This is a genomic window from Streptomyces sp. NPDC004539 (assembly GCF_040610055.1).
In the GTDB taxonomy this organism is placed as follows: domain Bacteria; phylum Actinomycetota; class Actinomycetes; order Streptomycetales; family Streptomycetaceae; genus Streptomyces.
This window is the reverse complement of record NZ_JBEXLS010000010.1, coordinates 261,915-278,200: the sequence shown is the minus strand read 5'-3', so window position 1 is coordinate 278,200 and position 16,286 is coordinate 261,915. Positions and strand designations below refer to the sequence as shown.

Below are 16,286 nucleotides of genomic sequence, written 5' to 3'. Positions count from 1 at the left end.
AGGCGATCACGTGGGGCCCGGGGGACGATGACCCCGTAGGGCAACGGGGGCCCGCTGCTTCTGCGTTGCCCCAGGTCAGGGCGCGTCGCAGGGAGGTGCGTTCGGTGGGTTCGGACGGGGGAACGGTGGGGGGACCGGGTTCGTGATCGGTGTCCTGGTGGTCGAGGACATGGAGGTGGTACGGGCCGGCCTGGTCGCGCTCCTCGACGGCGAACTCGGCATCGAGGTCATGGCCCAGGCGGGCGGCGAGGCCGAGGCGCTCGGCGTCATCGAGTCGGCCGTACCGGACGTCGCGCTGCTCGACATCGACGGCCCCGGACTGGACGGGCTCGCGCTGGCCAAGGAGTTCGCGTCACGGGCGCCGGCCTGCCGGACGATCGCGCTGACGGCACTGGACCGTCCCGGCCGGCTGCGGCAGGCCCTCGACGCGGGGGCCTCCGGATACGTCCTGAAGAGCGTGTCGGGGCAGCAACTCGCCCGCGCCGTCCGCAAGGTCGCGACCGGGGTGCGCGCGGTCGAGCCACGGCGGCTCGCCGACACCCCCTGGGAGTGCACGCCGCTGACCCTGCGCGAGGCGGAGGCCCTCAGGCTCGCGGCGGGCGGAGCGACCGCGCAGGAGATCGCGGGGGACCTCTATCTCGGCGTCGGCACCATCCGCAACCGGCTCTCCGCGGCGGTCGGCAAACTCAACGCGCGCGGCCTGGTCGACGCGATCCTCATCGCGGAACGGCAGGGGTGGATCTGACGCCGTGCCGCCCGCACCACACACAGGGAAGACGATGCCCCACCACAGCACCCGGTCACGCCTCGCGAAGACGCTGCTCGTCGGCGTCCCGCTCACGGCCGTGCTCGCCCTCGCATGCAACGCCCGGATAAGGGCGACGGCGTCCGCGCTGGCCACCAGATGGCAAGGCACCCGCTCCCCCGCCCCCACCCGCCCCGGCACCCTCTACGAGTTCGACGCGGCGAAGCTCTCCCAGTGGTGCGACTCCGACCAGCTCCGCGCCGCCGCCCCGCACACCCGCCACCTCCTCGCCCTGCGAACAACCCCGCAGGGAGAGGTGAAGTCCCTCCTCCTCATCGACTCCGGCACCCACACGGCCCTCCTCGAATTCAAGGCCCCCGCCCCCGTCATCCACACCCTCCGCCAGATAGAGGAACACGAGGAACAGCGCACCCTGATGCACCGTTTCGCCACGGCCCATCTCCTCCCCATGGACCACACCTGAGACATCCCGCACAGCACACCGGTGAAGATCTCACTTTTTCGGCCAATACCCCGGCTGCTCCAATGAGGCGCCCATTTCGGCAACTCTCAAAGGAACAAATGGAGATGAGACAGGAATCGCCCTCCCCCGAGGGCACCACACTCGCCCTGCACCGGCACAGACGGACCCTGTCCTCGATCGCGATCACAGCAGCCATGCTGCTGGCGGCGGACGCCGCGCTGATGGCGGGAGACTCGGGGACCGCCGTGGCGCTGGAGCTGTCGGAGCGGAGGATCGACAGCTCGGACGACACGAAGGAATCCGTCACTTCGGCCGCTGATATCCCGTCGGCGCGGGTGGCTGCGCGTCTGGCTGGTCGTCGGGTGGAGGCGCTCAGTGAGCGCACGGAGACCTCGACGACCTGGGCGAACAAGGACGGCAGTCTCACCACGGAACTCGCGACGGGTCCGGTGCGGTTCGAGCGGGACGGGGCGTGGACGGATGTCGACGTCACGTTGCGGGAGTCCGGTGCCGGGGTCGAGCCGGTCGCCCATCCGGAGGGTCTGAAACTGGCCGGGGAGTCCGGTGTTCCGGCGGCATCGCTGGAGGCGGCGCAGGAGTCGGCCGCGACGGATCTGGTCACTCTCGGAGAGGGCGACGAGCAGATCACGCTCCAGTGGAAGGGCGGCCTGCCCGCGCCGAAACTGGAGGGCACGCGCGCGGAGTACGTGAACGCCGTCCCCGGTGCGGACGTGGTCGTGGAGGCGACGCGTACCGGGTTCGAGCAGTTCGTCGAGATCAAAGAACGCCCCACGGACGGTGACTTCTCCTACACGCTCCCCCTCAAGGCGAAGGGCCTCACCGCGAAGCAGCTCGCGGACGGGAGTGTCGAGTTCACCGACGCCGAGAACAACAAGCGTGCGGTGATGCCGGCCCCCGTGATGTGGGACGCGTCGGTCGATGCCGTGTCGGGTGAGCACACGAACCGGGCGCGGGTCGGGCTGAAGGTCGTGCAGAAGGGGTCGTCGGTCGATCTGGTCGTCACCCCGGACCCGGCGTTCCTCACCGCCCCCGACACGCAGTATCCGGTCACGGTGGACCCGTCGACGTCGTCGCTGTCGAACGTCTTCGACACCTACGTCCAGCAGGGTGAGACGGTCGACTGGTCGGCGGACACGGAGCTGGACTTCGGGAATCCGGGGACGACGAACGCGGACGGTACGCCGCGGACCGCGCGGACGTACATGTCGTGGAACACGTCCCCGGTGCAGAACGCGCTGGTGCTGGACGCGAAGCTGTCGTTGTGGAACTTCCATTCCGGGAACGTGACCGGCTGTGGCCTGCACCAGTGGGACGTGTGGTCGTCTCCGGCGGCGTCGACGTCGAGCCGGTGGTCGAACCGGCCGACGATGACGGCGAAGAAGGCGTCGTCGACGGAGACGCGCGGGAACGCGTCCTGCACGGCGCAGCCGGACGGCTGGATCAATGCCGATGTCACGACGCTGGTCCAGGAGTGGGCGTCGGCGAGTGCGACGCGTGGTCATCTGGGTATCCAGGCGGCGAACGAGTCGACGGTGGGCGGCTGGAAGCGGGTGAACTCCGCGAACGCGGCGTCGAACCCGCCGAAGCTGACGGTGACCTACAACTACCGGCCGCGCACGGGGACGAAGCAGGAGGCGGGGCCGCCGTACTTCTCCTACTCCGGCGCCTACGTCGTCAACACGACGACCCCCACGCTGCGGGACACGTTCGTCGACGCGGACGGTGACAAGGTCAACGGGACCTTCCAGATCTTCGACTCCGCGACCGACACCCAGGTCGGCAACGTCATCGTGTCGAAGTACGTGCCCTCCGGCCAGGTCGCCTCCGTCACCGTCCCCTCAGGGGTTCTGACGAACGGGAAGACGTACAAGTTCCGCACGTCGCCGTATGACGGGACGCACTACAACACGGGCTGGTCGGCGTGGAAGACGTTCACCGTCGACACCACACCGCCGTCCGCGCCGACGAAGGTCGTCTCGACGGATTATCCGACCGGACAGTGGGTGAAGGGTTCCGGGCAGGCGGGCGCGTTCACCGTCACCCCGCCTTCGGGGACGGATCACAACTGGGTGGAGTGGTCGCTGGACGGTGTGACCTGGACGAAGGTCGCCACGAGTGGCGCCTCGGCGGCGAAGGCGATCTCGATTACGCCGCCGAAGAACGGCACGCACACGTTGCAGGTCCGTGCGGTGGACAAGGCCGACAACAAGTCGGATGCGATCGAGTACGTGTTCCACGCCGGGCCGGGTGGTTTCGTCCAGCCCTCGGAGGGTGAACGCACCGCGCGCAGGCTCCCGTTGGTGGCGGAGGCGGACGCGTCGAAGTACACGAACGTCTCCTTCTCCTGGCGCCGCTCCGAGGCCGACCCGTGGGTGCAGATCCCGCCCGCCCACGTCACCTCGGGCGGCACGGCTCTCACGGCCTGGCCCGTTCCGCTGACCGGCGGCAAGAACGCCCCCCTGGTCTGGACGGCGACGGACACCGTCGACCCCGACGGCACGGTCCAGATCAAGGCCGACTTCACCGGCACCGGCACCGTCTCGGGCAGCACCGAACCCCTGGCCGTCGTCGTCGACCGCAACGCGGACGGCGCCGCGACCAGCGAGATCGGCCCCGGCAACGTCAACCTCCTGACCGGCGACTTCACCACCAGCGCCACCGACGTCTCCGCGTTCGACCTCTCCGTCTCCCGCACCGCGTCCTCGCGCGTCCCGGAGAAGGCCACCACTCAGGAGGGCCAGGCCCCCATCTTCGGCAAGGAATGGGTGGCGGGAACGGCGGCCGACCTGACCGACTCGGACTTCAGCCACGTCCGCCGCATCTCCGACACAGCGGTGGCCGTCGTGGACGCGGAGGGCGAGGAGACCCACTTCACCGCCAACGCCGCGAAGACGTCCTGGATACCGGAACCGGGCTCGGAGGACCTCACCCTCACCGGCACGGTCGCCACCAGCTTCACCCTGACCGACACCGAGGGCACGGTCACCCAGTTCACGAAGCCCGACGCGGCGGCCACCACCTGGCAGGTCTCCTCCACCCTGTTGGACGGCCTGGCCAACTCCACCACCACGGTCGTCTCCGAAACGGTCACGGTCGGCGACAAGAAGCTCGCCCGCCCCAAGCGCGTGATCGCCCCCACCTCGGCCGCGACCACCGCCGCCTGCACGGCAACCCCCTCCACGAAGGGCTGCCGAGCCCTGGAGTTCGTCTACGCGACCTCCACCACCGCCACCTCCACGGCGTACGGCGACATCGCCAACCAGGTCAAGGAGATCCGCCTCTGGTCCACCGAACCCGGCGCCTCGGCGGCCACCTCCAAGTCCGTCCAGATGTACCTCTACGACGGCAGCGCCCGCCTGCGCCAGGCATGGAACCCCCAGATCAGCCCCTCCCTGATGACGGAGTACGCCTACGACTCCGCGGGCCGCATCACCCGCTACACCTCCCCCGGTGAACTCCCCTGGACCCTCACCTACGGCAAGGCGGGCAACGCCGCGACCGCAGGCGACGGCATGCTCCTCAAGGCATCCCGCTCAGGTCTGAAGCAGGGCACGACGGCCACCGAGGAGGGCACTGCCACGACGACGGTCGTCTACGACGTCGCGCTGAACGGCCCGCACAAGATGACCGCGACCGACGTCCGCACGTGGGGCCAGCTCGACGCCCCGACCGACGCGACGGCCGTCTTCCCGCCGGACAGCGTCCCCGCGTCGAACTCCGGCAGCGCGCTCGCCGCAACTGCCTACGCCCGCGCGGACGTCCACTACCTCGGCGTCTCCGGCCGCGAGGTCAACACCGCCACCCCCGGCGGCCACATCACCACCACCGAATACGACCGCTTCGGCAACACGGTCCGTGAACTGACCGCCGCCAACCGGGCGGTGGCCCTCGGCACCACGACCGCCGACAAGGCGACCCAGGCCGACCTGGGCATCGCCCAGCTCACCTCCGCCGAACGAGCCGACCTGCTGACCACCAAGTCCGTCTACAACGACACCGGTACAAGGGAGCTGGAGGAGTTCGGCCCCCTGCGCCGCATCGACCTCACCGCCGACCTGAAGTCGGGCACGACCACTCTGGTCCCCTCCGGCACCTCGGTGACGGCCCGTACCTGGACGGTCAACGAGTACGACACCGGCCGCCCCACCGACGGCACGGCCAAGGTCAAAGACCAGGTCACCAAGGCCACCACCGGCGCCCAGGTCCGTGAACACCCCACCGTCCAGGGCGAGTCCAGAGTCACCGAGACCGTCTACGACTGGCCCAAGGGCCTCACGACGAAAACCGTGAAGGACCCGTCGGGCCTGGCGATCACCGACACCACCGAGTACGACGCCCAGGGCCGCACCGTCAAGCAACTCCTGCCCGGCGCCACCGGCACCGACGCCGGCACCCGCGTGACCACCTACTGGTCCGCGACGGGCACCGGCACGTGCGCCGGCCGCCCCGAATGGGCCGACCTCGTCTGCCAGATCTCCGCAGGCGGCGCGATCACCGGCGGCGGCACCAACCCCACCGGCCTCGCCACGACCACCACCGAATACGACTGGTGGGGCAACCCCGCCAAGGTCACCGAGACCGCCAACAGCACCACCCGCACCACCACCACGACCTACGACAACGCCGGCCGCCAGACCAAGTCCGCCCTCACCGGCGGCACCGGCCAGGCCGTCCCGGAGACCACCACCGAGTACGACCCCGCCACCGGCCAGTCCGTCAAAACGATCTCCCCGACCGGCGGCACCATCACCAAGACCTACGACAAACTCGGCCGCCAGACCACCTACACCGACGCCGACGGCGGCACCACGACCACCGAATACGACCTCCTCAACCGCCCCGTGAAGGTCACCGACACCGCCCCCTCGACCGTGACGTACACCTACGACACGGCCGTCGAACCCCGCGGCCTGGCCACCAGCACCACCGACTCCATCGCGGGCACCTTCCGCGCCACCTACGACGCCGACGGCTCCGTCGCCACCGAGAAACTCCCCGGCGGCTACACCCTCACCACCACCGAGGACACCACCGGCTCCACCACCGACCGCACCTACACCCGCGACACCGACTCCACGATCGTCTACTCCGACACCGTCACCGAGTCGATCCACGGCCAGGTCACCAGCCACACCGGCTGGTCCGACCAGACCTACCGCTACGACACCACAGGCCGCCTCACCACCGTCGAAGACACCTCCGAAACGGTCTGCACCCGCCGCGCCTACACCTTCGACGCCCGCAGCAACCGCAAGTCCCTGACCACCGCCACCGGCACAGCGGGCAGCGACTGCCCGACCAGCGGAGGCACCGCCACCAGCCACACCTACGACAGCTACGACCGCCTCGTCGACACCGGCTACGTGTACGACGCGTTCGGCCGCACCACCGCCCTGCCGGGCGCCACACTCGCCTACCACACCAACGACCTGGCGTATCAGCAAACCGCGAACGGCAAGCGCCAGACCTGGCAGCTCGACGCCGCCCACCGCTACCGCTCCTGGACCGTCGAAACCGGCAGCGGCACCACCTGGACCCAGTCGGAGTCCAAGCGCAACCACTACGACACCGAGGGGGACAACCCCCGCTGGACCGTCGAGAACACGACCACCGGGGCCCTGACCCGCAACGTCGACTCGGCCTCCGGAGACCTCGCCGCCACGACCTCGAAGACCGGCGACACCGTCCTGCACCTCACCACCATCCACGGAGACGTCGCCCTCCAACTCCCCCTCGACACCAGCAAAGCACCCACCGCCCTGGACGCCGACGAGTACGGCAACCCGCGCGCAGGCCAGACGGCCGCCCGCTACGGCTGGCTCGGCGGAAAGCAGCGCTCCGCCGAGACGATCACCGGCCTCACCCTCATGGGCGTCCGCCTCTACAACCCCGTCACCGGCCGCTTCCTCTCCATCGACCCCGTCTACGGAGGCAGCGCCAACGCCTACGACTACGTCAACGCCGATCCCCTGAACCGCTTCGACCTCGACGGCAAGTGGTGGAGCTGGAAGAAGGCCAAGCGGGCGGCGCGGCGCGTCGGCCGGAACGTGCGGCGCAACTGGCGTACGTACGCGGGGTACGGGGCCACGGCCGCGTGCATCGTGGCGTCGGCCGGGGCGTGTGCGGTGGCCAGCGTGGCGGTGTTCGCCGCGACGGCGGCGGCCGACGGGCGTGGTGGTCGCTGGCGGACGCGTAAGTACTGGAAGTCCACCGCCCGTTCGGCCGCGTGGACGGCGGTCGGTGTGGGTGCCGGGCGGTTCGCGGCGGGTTCCTGGTGGAAGTCCAGCCGTGGCTTCACCCGGGCCGGCCGGCATGCCGCCGGCCGGGGCAGGCACGGGATGCGGGTCTCGTATCGCCGTACCGCCGCCAGCTACGCGTCCAACGTCTGGACCGGGACGCTCACCTGCGGGATGAGCTGGAAGATGCGCTACTGCTAGACCACCGACGTGAACCGGGGTGCCGCGTGCGAGCGCGGCACCCCCCGATCTCAGAGGACATCTTGACGTACCGAAACAGAGTCGTGTTCTGGGCCTCGCTGACCGGCATCGCCGTCCAGCCGGCCCTTCTCGTCTTTCTCCTGTCCTCCGGTGAGAGGCCGTCGGACGGGCTGGTCGACCTGTTCGCTCTGGTGTCTCTGACGTCGTGGTTCGCGTGGTTCCTGGTCCGGGTCGGGGTGCAGCCGAAGGTGGTGTGCGAGGACGGTCACGTCGTCGTCCACAATCCCGTGCTGTCGTTCCGCGCCCCGCTGTCCGCCGTCGAGTTCCTGGCGGTCGGCGGGCAGGTCGGACTGCGGATCGAGGGGGTCGGTGTCGTTCGGCTGTGGGTGATGTCCAAGTCGCTGTTCGACGGGCGGCGGGCGCGTGGGGCCAGGAGAGAGTTGCGTGAGCACATCGCCCGTGCGGCTTCCGGGGGTTCGGTGGGGGTCGGGCGCCGGTGGGTGCGGGTGGGGCCGGTGGACGTTTTGCTGCTGTTGACGTCGGGCTTCGTCATCTGGAACGTGGCCGACATTCTCCGCAACGGGTGAGAGAGCGATGGAAATGAACCCCGTGGAAACACCGCCGTCCGTCTACCGGAACCGGCCGCTGTACCTGGTGTCCTGGGCGCTGTGCGCCTGCATGGCCGCGCTGGCCGGCTACTTCCTCCTCGTCGAGGGCGCCCGCGACCCCTGGGAGGTCGTCCTGGCGCTGGCCGTGCCGGGGATCGTCGCCTGGATCGCCGTCCGGGTGGGCATCCTGCCCGGCGTCGCCTGGGACGCCGACCGTCTGACCGTCCGCAACCCGTTCGTCGAGTACGAGGCTCCCCTCGCCGACACCCGGCTGCTCGGCCGCTCCGAGAAGCACGGTGGCGCGCTCCAGTTGCCCGGTGTGGGCCCCGTCTCCCCCTGGGCGCTGTCCCGTTCGGTGTTCGACGGCACCCGTGCGAACACCGCCCGCCGGGACCTGCGGCACGCGGTGCTCCAGGCGGAGGCCACGGCGACGACCCCGACGGCCCCTGCGATCCGCCGTCCGGTGTTCGGCTGGTACGACCTGCTGCCGCTGCCCTTCCTGGCGGCGATGGTCTGGGCGTTCCTCCCATGAGCCGCTACCGCCTGACGTTCCTCCTCTTCTTCGTCCCCTTCATGCTGCTCAGCGGCGTGCGCAACCTCCGGGAGTCCGGCTGGTCCGTCCTGTGGGGGGCCGCCGAACTCGCGCTCGGGACCGCCATCGTGATCGGCGCGGCGCAGGAGATCCGGGCGGGACGGAAGTCAAGGCATGACCGATAGGTTCACCAGGTCGGGTGAACCGGATCTTGCGGACGGCCCGGGAGGGATGCTTGGCGTCGGGACGGGGTAGCTACCGGGACCGGACGAGCCCCATGCCGAGGTGGGACGAGATGACGCCACCGGCCAACGCGTACGCGCGGACGAGGTCGAGCGGCCGGTTCACCGTGGTCGAGGTGACCGGGGAGATCGACATGGCGACCGAGGGATCGCTGACGGAGCATCTGGACGCGGCGACGTCGGGCGAGGCGCCGGACGTGCTGGTGGATCTGGGGCGCGTGGAATTCCTCGACTGCTCGGGGTTGCGCGCGCTGTGCCGGGCGGAGGAGCGGGCGCGTACGCGGGGCGGGCGGCTGCGGCTGGCGTGTGTCCCGTTCGCCGTACGGCGGCTGCTGGTGGCGGCGCGGCTGACGGACCGTTTCCCGCCACTGGCGGAGCTGCCCGGTGAGCGTCAACCCTGAGCCGGGAAGTCGACCCGGACGAGTGAGCTCCGGGGACCGGCGGCGGCCCCACCCCGCCTTTCCGGTCCCCGGAGCGAAGGAGCCGCAGGCTCTCCCGTGTCCAGGACTCGCACTCCCCAGTCACGAGCCTCTCGTGGCGTCCACAGGGACCCCGCGACTCCGGTCTGAGACGAGCGGCCCGCCTAGAAGGCGAACACGCTGACCGCGCCCGCGTTCTTCACGCACTCGTTGGCGAACGTCCGCTCGTAGGCGACGCGTTTGCCCTGCCAGACGCCGTCGACGGTGACGACGACGGGGTCGTACTGCTTGGTGCAGGGCCCGCTGGCGCGCATCCGGAGCGCGTCGGGGTCACCGCCCGCGGCGCGCAGTTCGGCGCAGGCCAAGGCGGCGGCCGGGTGGGTCCCGGAGGCCGTGGGTGCGCAGGTCAGGGTGACGGCGCGGGCCGGCGTGGCGACCGCCGCGCGCTCGCCGTGCCCGACCGTCAGCACGAGTGCCGACGGCGCGTACAGGGATGCCTGGCCTGCGGACGGGGCGGCGAGTGCGGACCCGGTGAGGGGTCCGCCCACGGTGACGGCGACGAGGCCGCCGATCGCTGCCCAGCGCGCGGTGTTCCGCATCGTGTGCTTCCTTCCGCTCGGTTGGAGTCTGTGCCACCTGGTCACCGGTGGGTGCCGGGGCGGCGGACGCCACTCTGCCGGGTCCGGCGCCGGAGTTCACATCGACCCCACAGATTTCAGTAACCTTGCGTATTCAATCAGTGGCGTGAAGCTACAGGATTCGAACGCGAGAACGCCGAGAGCAAGCGCTTCATGATCCGCTTCCCGGCCCGGATGGCCGGTTCTCGTACGTTGGGCAATCGACCTGAAACATTCCCTTCACATTCCCCGGGCCGAGCAATGGTCGAACCATCCACTTCGGCCACCGCATGTGGATGAATCAACCTCTGGTCCGCACCCGCACGGGAGCCGTACGGTCACCGCACCCCCCAGAACCAGCCTCCGTCGCCGCCCCGTTGGAGTCCCCATGACGTCCCCGCAGCCACCGTCCCTCACCGAGGTCGAGCCGTACGGTGTGGAGCGCATCCCCGACGCCGAGCGCAGCGCCCGCCCGCTGGACCTGTTCCGGCTGGCGTTCGGCGGCGCCAACACGTTCTCGACGTGCGTCCTCGGCGCGTTCCCGATCCTCTTCGGCCTCTCCTTCTGGCAGGGCCTCGCCGCGACCCTCCTCGGGGTCGTCGTCGGCGCGCTGATCCTGTGTCCGATGGCCGTGTTCGGCCCGGTCAACGGCACGAACAACGCGGTCTCCTCCTCCGCGCACCTGGGTGTGCACGGCAGGATCGTCGGCTCGTTCCTCTCCCTGCTGACCGCCGTCGCGTTCTTCTCGATCTCGGTGTGGAGCAGCGGCGACGCCCTGGTGGGAGGCGCGCACCACCTGCTGGGCCTCCCGCGCGGGGACGCGTCGTACGCCGTCGCGTACGCGCTGTTCGCGGGTCTGGTGCTCGCGGTGTGCGTGTACGGCTTCCGGTTCATGCTGTTCGTCAACAAGGTCGCCGTGCCGACGGCGACCGTGCTGTTCCTGGTCGGGGTGTTCGCGTTCGCCGGGGACTTCGACCCGTCGTACGCGGGCTCGTTCGCGTCGACGTCGGACGCGGCGTTCTGGCCCGCGTTCATCGGGGCGGCGCTGATCGTGCTGTCGAACCCGGTGTCGTTCGGGGCGTTCCTCGGGGACTGGTCGCGGTACATCCCGGCGGACACCCCGCGCCGTCGGGTGGTGGGGGCGGCGTTCCTGTCGCAGCTCGCGACGCTGCTGCCGTTCCTGTTCGGCCTCGGCACGGCGAGCGTCATCGCCGCGAAGGCCCCGTCGTACGTCGACCCGGCCGCCCCGGACTTCGTCGGCGGCCTCCTGGCGATCTCCCCCGGCTGGTTCTTCCTGCCGGTCTGCCTCCTCGCGCTGATCGGCGGCATGGCGACGGGGACGACGGCCCTGTACGGTACCGGCCTGGACTTCTCGTCGGTGTTCCCGAGGCTCAGCCGGGTGCAGGCGACGGTGCTGGTGGGGGTGCTGGCGATCGCGTTCATCTTCGTGGGCCGGTTCGCGCTGGACGTCGTGCAGTCGATCTCGACGTTCGCGACGATGATCGTGACGTGCACGACGCCGTGGATGGTCGTGATGATGCTGGGCTTCTGGACGCGGCGCGGCTGGTACGACGCGGACGCCCTCCAGGTCTTCAACCGGCGTCAGCGCGGCGGACGTTACTGGTTCGCGCACGGCTGGAACTGGCGCGGCATGACCGCCTGGTGGGTGGCGGCGCTGATCGGCGTCCTGTTCACGAACATCCCCGGCCAGTTCGTGGGCCCGCTCGGCGATCTGGCGGACGGCGTGGACATCAGCCTGCCGCTGTCGCTGGCCGTCGCGGCGGTGCTGTTCCTGTCCCTGCTGCGGCTCTTCCCGGAGCCCCGCGCGGTCTACGGGCCCGAGGGCGCGCGGTTCGCGCGGAGCGTGGACGTGCCGGTGCCGCCGATCACCGGGGCGGGTGTCGTGCCTGGTCAGGACGGATTGTCAGACCCGTCGGCTACGTTGCGGGCATGACCGAATTCGTGTTGGTGGCGGGGGCTTGGCTCGGAGCGTGGGCGTGGGACGAGGTGGCGAAGGAGCTGCCGTCGGCCCGTCCGCTCACGCTGTCCGGGCTGGCGGAGAAGCGGGAGCTGCCGGCGGGCCAGGAGCGGCACGTCCGGGACGTCGTCGAGGAGATCGAGCGGCTGGATCTGCGGGACGTCGTGCTGGTGGGGCACAGCTACTCGGGTGTCCCGGTGGGGCAGGCGGCCGAGCGGATCGGGGACCGGCTGCGCAGACTGGTCCTGGTCGACGCGGGGGTGCCGGTCGACGGGGAGAACTTCTTCCACGGCTGGGACAGCGCCGGGGTGCGGCGCGAGATCGAGGAGAACGGCGGGTTCTGGCCGCCGCAGGTCGAGCAGTTCGCGGGCCAGGAGCTGTCCGAGGAGAGGATCGCCGGCATCCTCGCGCGCGCCACCCCGCACCCCGGCGCCTCCCTCTCCGAACCCGCCTCGCTGACCGGCTCCCTGGCCGACGTGCCGACGACGTACATCAAGTGCCTGCTCGACGGCGAGGAGCCGATCCCGCCCGTCGCCGCCCTGCTGCCGAGCCCGTCGTGGGAGCTGGTCCGGATGGACACGGGACACTGGCCCATGTTCTCCCGGCCCCGTGAACTGGCCCGTATCCTGCGGCAGATCGCCGAGTAGAGGAGCCACATGACCCAGCACCGGGCGGACTTCCAGTACGAGATCTACCTCAACGGCCTCACGGGCGCGGTCCCCCGGCTGCCCACCGATCTCACCGCACTGGAGGAGATGGCCGAGCGGCGCCTCGGCCCCGGCCCGGTGGGGTACGTCGCGGGCAGCGCCGGCGACGGGAGCACCGCGCGGGCGAACCGCTCGGCCCTGGACCGGCGCCGGATCGTCCCGCGCATGCTGCGGGACGTCAGCGAGCGTGACCTGTCCGTGGAGGTGCTGGGCCGCACGCTGTCCGCCCCGCTGGCGCTGGCCCCGATCGGCGTCCTGTCGATCATGCACCCGGGCGCAGAACCGGCGGCGGCGCGGGCGGCAGCCGCCCAGGGCGTTCCGTACATCCTGTCCTCGGCGTCGAGCACGCCGCTGGAGCAGGTCGCTGAGGCGATGGGGGACGCCGAGCGCTGGTTCCAGCTGTACTGGTCGAAGGACCGCGAGGTGACCCGGAGTTTCCTCGGCCGCGCGAAGGCGGCCGGGTTCTCGGTCCTCGTCGTCACCCTGGACACCCCGCTGCTGGCCTGGCGCCCACGCGACCTGGACCAGGCGTACCTGCCGTTCCTGCGCGGCGTCGGCACCGCCAACCACTTCACCGACCCGGCGTTCCTGGCGGGTCTGGCGAAGCCGCCGCAGGAGGATCTGGACGCGGCGGTGCTGCGGTTCGTGAGCCTGTTCGCGGACCCCGGGAAGACCTGGCCGGACCTCGCGTTCCTGCGGGAGCACTGGGACGGCCCGATCGTCCTGAAGGGCGTCCTGCACCCGGACGACGCGCGGCTCGCCGCCGACGCCGGGATGGACGGGGTGGTGGTCTCCAACCACGGCGGCCGTCAGGTCGCCGGTTCGGTCGCGGCGGCGGACGCCCTGCCCCGGGTCGCCGAGGCGGTCGGCGACCGGCTGACGGTCCTGTTCGACAGCGGGGTCCGCACGGGCGCCGACGTCTTCAAGGCCCTCGCCCTCGGCGCGCGTGCGGTCCTGCTGGGCAGGCCGTACGCCTACGGGCTCGGCCTCGACGGACAGCCCGGCGTGGAGCACGTGATCCGCTGTCTCCTCGCCGAGTTCGACCTCACCCTCGCCCTGTCGGGGCACGCCCGCCCGGGGACCGTCGGCGCGGGCGACCTGGTGGCGGACCCGGTGTGAGGAGGGTCAGGCGGGCCGCGTGGAGGGGCTGTCCGAGCCGTTGACCGCGAGGGAACTCGGGGTCGCCCGGGGCGCGTCGGTCAGCCAGCGCTGGGCCGCCGAACCGTCGCGGACCTTCACGGCGACGTTCGCGCCGGGCTCCTCGCCGACGGCGGCCAGCGGGAGCCGCTCGTCCCAGCGGGGCAGCAGCTCGCCCTGGACGGTGAGGTCGTAGCGGACGTCGTCGGCGCGCGAACTGTCCGCGTCCGCACAGGCGTTGGCGATGACGACGCCGGCGTCCGCGCGCGAGTCGACGCACAGGCCGGGTTCGGCGACGCTGCGCAGGAGGCCGTCGTCCTCGTAGGACCACTGCTGGCTCCAGTTCGAGGAGCACACCTCCAGGACCAGTGCCGTACCGGCGCGGGCGCCGACCGGGAGTTCCACGCAGAGGTCGGCCTCCGCGTTGCGCAGCCGGGTCTCGCGGGGGCCGCCGGGGAGGTCGACGCTGCCCTGGGCCCCTGGGGAGGGGGTGGGCGAGAGGGAGTCGGTGCCGGGGAGGGCGCCGCCGCCGCTGACGCTCGTCGAGGCCGCCGGGTCCGAGCCGCCGTCCGACCACATGCCGGCGGCGAGGAACGTCGTCAGCACCCCGGCGGAGGCGACGCCCACGCCGGCGATGAGCGCACGCGGCGAACGCCCCTTCCCTATCCGGCGGACGGCCCGTCGGGCGCCCCGCGTGCCACGGCTGCCCCGCACCTTGGCCCGCCCGGCGGCCCGCCGCGACCGGGGTCCGTCGTCCTCGGAGGGCACCTCACCGAAGGCCGTCCCGCCGAAGGCTGTCTCGCCGGGGGCCGTCTCACCGGGGAAGGTCTCCAGGGGGAACGCGTTGTCAGGATCGGGAAAAGCACCACCGGCCGTGGGGCCGCCGCCCGTGGGACCGCCTCCCTCGAAGCCGCCTCCCGTGAAACCGCCCCCCGTGGGGCCACCCCCCGTGAAGCCGCCTTCCGCGAGGCCCCCTTCCGCCCGCCCGGCCCCGCCCGTCGGCATCCCCTCGCCCCACGCCGCACCGGCGACAGGCCGCCCCGGCGCACCGAACGTCCCGGCGCCGGCGTCCTCGCGCGCGCCGAAAGCCCCCGGACCCGCGCCGGAACCCCCCTCGCCCGCGACCCCGTCGGCCCCCCGCCGTCCCCCGAACCGCCCCCGCGTCCTGCCCTCTCCGTCCCCGCGCCGGGCGGGCGACGGTATCCGGTCGAGCAGCCTGCGCCGCCCGGCCCCGCGCAGCCGGACCGGCTCCTGCCGGACCCGGTCGGGCCGGGACTCGAAGTAGCGGCGGGCGCCCCAGCCGAGCACGGCCTCGGTCAGCATGACCCCCAGCCGCCCGTCGAACAGCCCGAGCTGCTGGGCGGCGGCCCGGCAGTAGCGGCAGGCGTCGAGGTGGGTGCGGACGTCCGGCAGGAGTTCGCCGCCGCGCCGCAGCGGGACGTCGAGGAGCCGGTTGTAGAAGCGGCACTCCTTGCTGGGCGCGAGTTCGCGGTGGGCCCGGACGACGCCCTCGCGGAGTTTGTCGCGGGCGTCCTCCAGGCCGGCGGCAGCGGCGGAGGTGTCGATGCCGAGGAGGGCGGCCGGGACGCTGAGCGGTTCGGCCTCGACCTCGACGTGCCACAGGAGGCACCGCTCGGTCGCGGGCAGCGCGTGGTAGGCGTACTCGGCGAGTATCCGGTTGTCGGCGACCAGGCCCTTGGCGGCCCGCATCCCGCGCGCCCCGGCCGGTTTGCGCAGTTCGGGCAGGACGGCGGAGACCCGCTCGGCGGACGCCCACACGCGGACGGTCTCCCGGACGGCGAGCAGCAGCCGGGGCCGCAGATCGGTCCCGGACTCGCCCAGCTTGAGCCGGTCGAAGACGTGGTGGAAGGCCGTGCCGGTGGCCATCGAGGCGACCTGCCCGGAGCCGGCGAGGCAGATCACGGCGTAGTCGTGGACGGGCTTCCAGTGCCGGGCGATCAGCAGCGCGGTGGCCTCGGCGACTTCGCCGTCCGTGCCGCCGCGCACCCCTGACGCGAGCGCGTCGTCGGACTCTCCGGGGTCCCCGCCGGGGGGCGGGTACGGAGGACGCGGAGGGTAGGGGGTGGGCACTGGGCGGGTCCTTTGGTGCGGAACGGTGCGACCGGTCGAACCTCGGCGCACGGTAGTTCACCATTGCACAACTTAGTCGCGCACAACAAGGAGTTGCGCCGCTCCGCGGGCCGGTTTCCGGCCACACCCCGTGTGAACCGCGCGCCCGCGCCGTCTCGCCCCACACACTCCCGCCGCTCACCCGCGCGCGGTGCACTGAGAACGGCCCTCCTCGGGGTCCTCGCGTCGGACGGCGGCTCTCCCGCGCGAGCACGGCCGCCGGCCCGGC

12 protein-coding genes are annotated in these 16,286 nt (G+C 71.6%); 10 read left to right on the top strand and 2 right to left on the bottom strand.

Annotated elements, in window-relative coordinates; genetic code table 11:
- Positions 1–142 precede the first annotated feature (142 nt).
- The 7 genes from ABZX85_RS22630 to ABZX85_RS22600 all read left to right on the top strand — a co-directional run bounded on the left by ABZX85_RS22630 (position 143) and on the right by ABZX85_RS22600 (position 9,470).
- Positions 143–745 carry a response regulator transcription factor gene (locus tag ABZX85_RS22630; protein ID WP_355871353.1) on the top strand — a complete coding sequence of 201 codons (603 nt, stop codon included), beginning with the start codon at positions 143–145 and terminating at the stop codon, positions 743–745.
- Positions 746–779: 34 nt separating this feature from the next.
- Entirely contained in the window at positions 780–1,229 is a 450-nt protein-coding gene (locus ABZX85_RS22625) for a hypothetical protein (RefSeq protein ID WP_355871350.1), read from the top strand.
- Between the two features lie 194 nt (positions 1,230–1,423).
- Positions 1,424–7,687, top strand: coding sequence for a DNRLRE domain-containing protein (locus ABZX85_RS22620; protein WP_355871457.1), 6,264 nt, complete (start codon positions 1,424–1,426; stop codon positions 7,685–7,687).
- 62 nt (positions 7,688–7,749) lie between these two features.
- Positions 7,750–8,274: a hypothetical protein gene (locus tag ABZX85_RS22615; RefSeq protein WP_355871348.1), complete on the top strand. Its 525-nt coding sequence runs from the start codon at positions 7,750–7,752 to the stop codon at positions 8,272–8,274.
- A 13-nt stretch (positions 8,275–8,287) separates the two neighbouring features.
- A complete protein-coding gene (locus ABZX85_RS22610; RefSeq protein ID WP_355871346.1) occupies positions 8,288–8,827 on the top strand; it encodes a hypothetical protein in 540 nt (179 codons plus the stop codon).
- Positions 8,824–9,012, top strand: a complete 189-nt coding sequence (locus ABZX85_RS22605; RefSeq protein ID WP_355871343.1) for a hypothetical protein — start codon at positions 8,824–8,826, stop codon at positions 9,010–9,012. Before ABZX85_RS22610 ends, ABZX85_RS22605 begins: the two co-directional genes overlap by 4 nt.
- A gap of 110 nt (positions 9,013–9,122) precedes the next feature.
- Positions 9,123–9,470 (top strand): STAS domain-containing protein, encoded by a 348-nt coding sequence (locus ABZX85_RS22600; RefSeq protein WP_355871340.1) that lies wholly within the window; start codon positions 9,123–9,125, stop codon positions 9,468–9,470.
- A gap of 182 nt (positions 9,471–9,652) precedes the next feature.
- On the opposite strand, the gene ABZX85_RS22595 is transcribed toward ABZX85_RS22600, so the two are convergent.
- Positions 9,653–10,087, bottom strand: a complete 435-nt coding sequence (locus ABZX85_RS22595; RefSeq protein ID WP_355871337.1) for a subtilase-type protease inhibitor — start codon at positions 10,085–10,087, stop codon at positions 9,653–9,655.
- A 406-nt stretch (positions 10,088–10,493) separates the two neighbouring features.
- Between ABZX85_RS22595 and ABZX85_RS22590 the strand changes: the two genes are divergently transcribed.
- From ABZX85_RS22590 to ABZX85_RS22580, 3 genes are read left to right on the top strand one after another with little or no spacing between them, the layout of a single operon-like run.
- Entirely contained in the window at positions 10,494–12,059 is a 1,566-nt protein-coding gene (locus ABZX85_RS22590) for a cytosine permease (protein WP_355871335.1), read from the top strand.
- Entirely contained in the window at positions 12,056–12,730 is a 675-nt protein-coding gene (locus ABZX85_RS22585; RefSeq protein ID WP_355871332.1) for an alpha/beta hydrolase, read from the top strand. Before ABZX85_RS22590 ends, ABZX85_RS22585 begins: the two co-directional genes overlap by 4 nt.
- Before the next feature lie 9 nt (positions 12,731–12,739).
- Positions 12,740–13,909 carry a lactate 2-monooxygenase gene (locus ABZX85_RS22580; RefSeq protein ID WP_355871330.1) on the top strand — a complete coding sequence of 390 codons (1,170 nt, stop codon included), beginning with the start codon at positions 12,740–12,742 and terminating at the stop codon, positions 13,907–13,909.
- A 6-nt stretch (positions 13,910–13,915) separates the two neighbouring features.
- Here the strand turns inward: ABZX85_RS22580 and ABZX85_RS22575 are convergent, their stop codons facing one another.
- On the bottom strand, positions 13,916–16,018 hold the full coding sequence (locus ABZX85_RS22575; protein WP_355871328.1) for an RICIN domain-containing protein: 2,103 nt from the start codon (positions 16,016–16,018) through the stop codon (positions 13,916–13,918).
- Positions 16,019–16,286 lie beyond the last annotated feature (268 nt).

Excerpts from the sequence above, each read along its gene's own strand:
- ABZX85_RS22605 (WP_355871343.1), top strand. The coding sequence starts at position 8,824 with ATGAGCCGCTACCGCCTGACGTTCCTCCTCTTCTTCGTCCCCTTCATG.
- ABZX85_RS22625 (WP_355871350.1), top strand. The coding sequence starts at position 780 with ATGCCCCACCACAGCACCCGGTCACGCCTCGCGAAGACGCTGCTCGTC.
- ABZX85_RS22595 (WP_355871337.1), bottom strand. The coding sequence starts at position 10,087 with ATGCGGAACACCGCGCGCTGGGCAGCGATCGGCGGCCTCGTCGCCGTC.
- ABZX85_RS22580 (WP_355871330.1), top strand. The coding sequence starts at position 12,740 with ATGACCCAGCACCGGGCGGACTTCCAGTACGAGATCTACCTCAACGGC.
- ABZX85_RS22620 (WP_355871457.1), top strand. The coding sequence starts at position 1,424 with ATGCTGCTGGCGGCGGACGCCGCGCTGATGGCGGGAGACTCGGGGACC.
- ABZX85_RS22590 (WP_355871335.1), top strand. The coding sequence starts at position 10,494 with ATGACGTCCCCGCAGCCACCGTCCCTCACCGAGGTCGAGCCGTACGGT.
- ABZX85_RS22585 (WP_355871332.1), top strand. The coding sequence starts at position 12,056 with ATGACCGAATTCGTGTTGGTGGCGGGGGCTTGGCTCGGAGCGTGGGCG.
- ABZX85_RS22610 (WP_355871346.1), top strand. The coding sequence starts at position 8,288 with ATGAACCCCGTGGAAACACCGCCGTCCGTCTACCGGAACCGGCCGCTG.
- ABZX85_RS22600 (WP_355871340.1), top strand. The coding sequence starts at position 9,123 with ATGACGCCACCGGCCAACGCGTACGCGCGGACGAGGTCGAGCGGCCGG.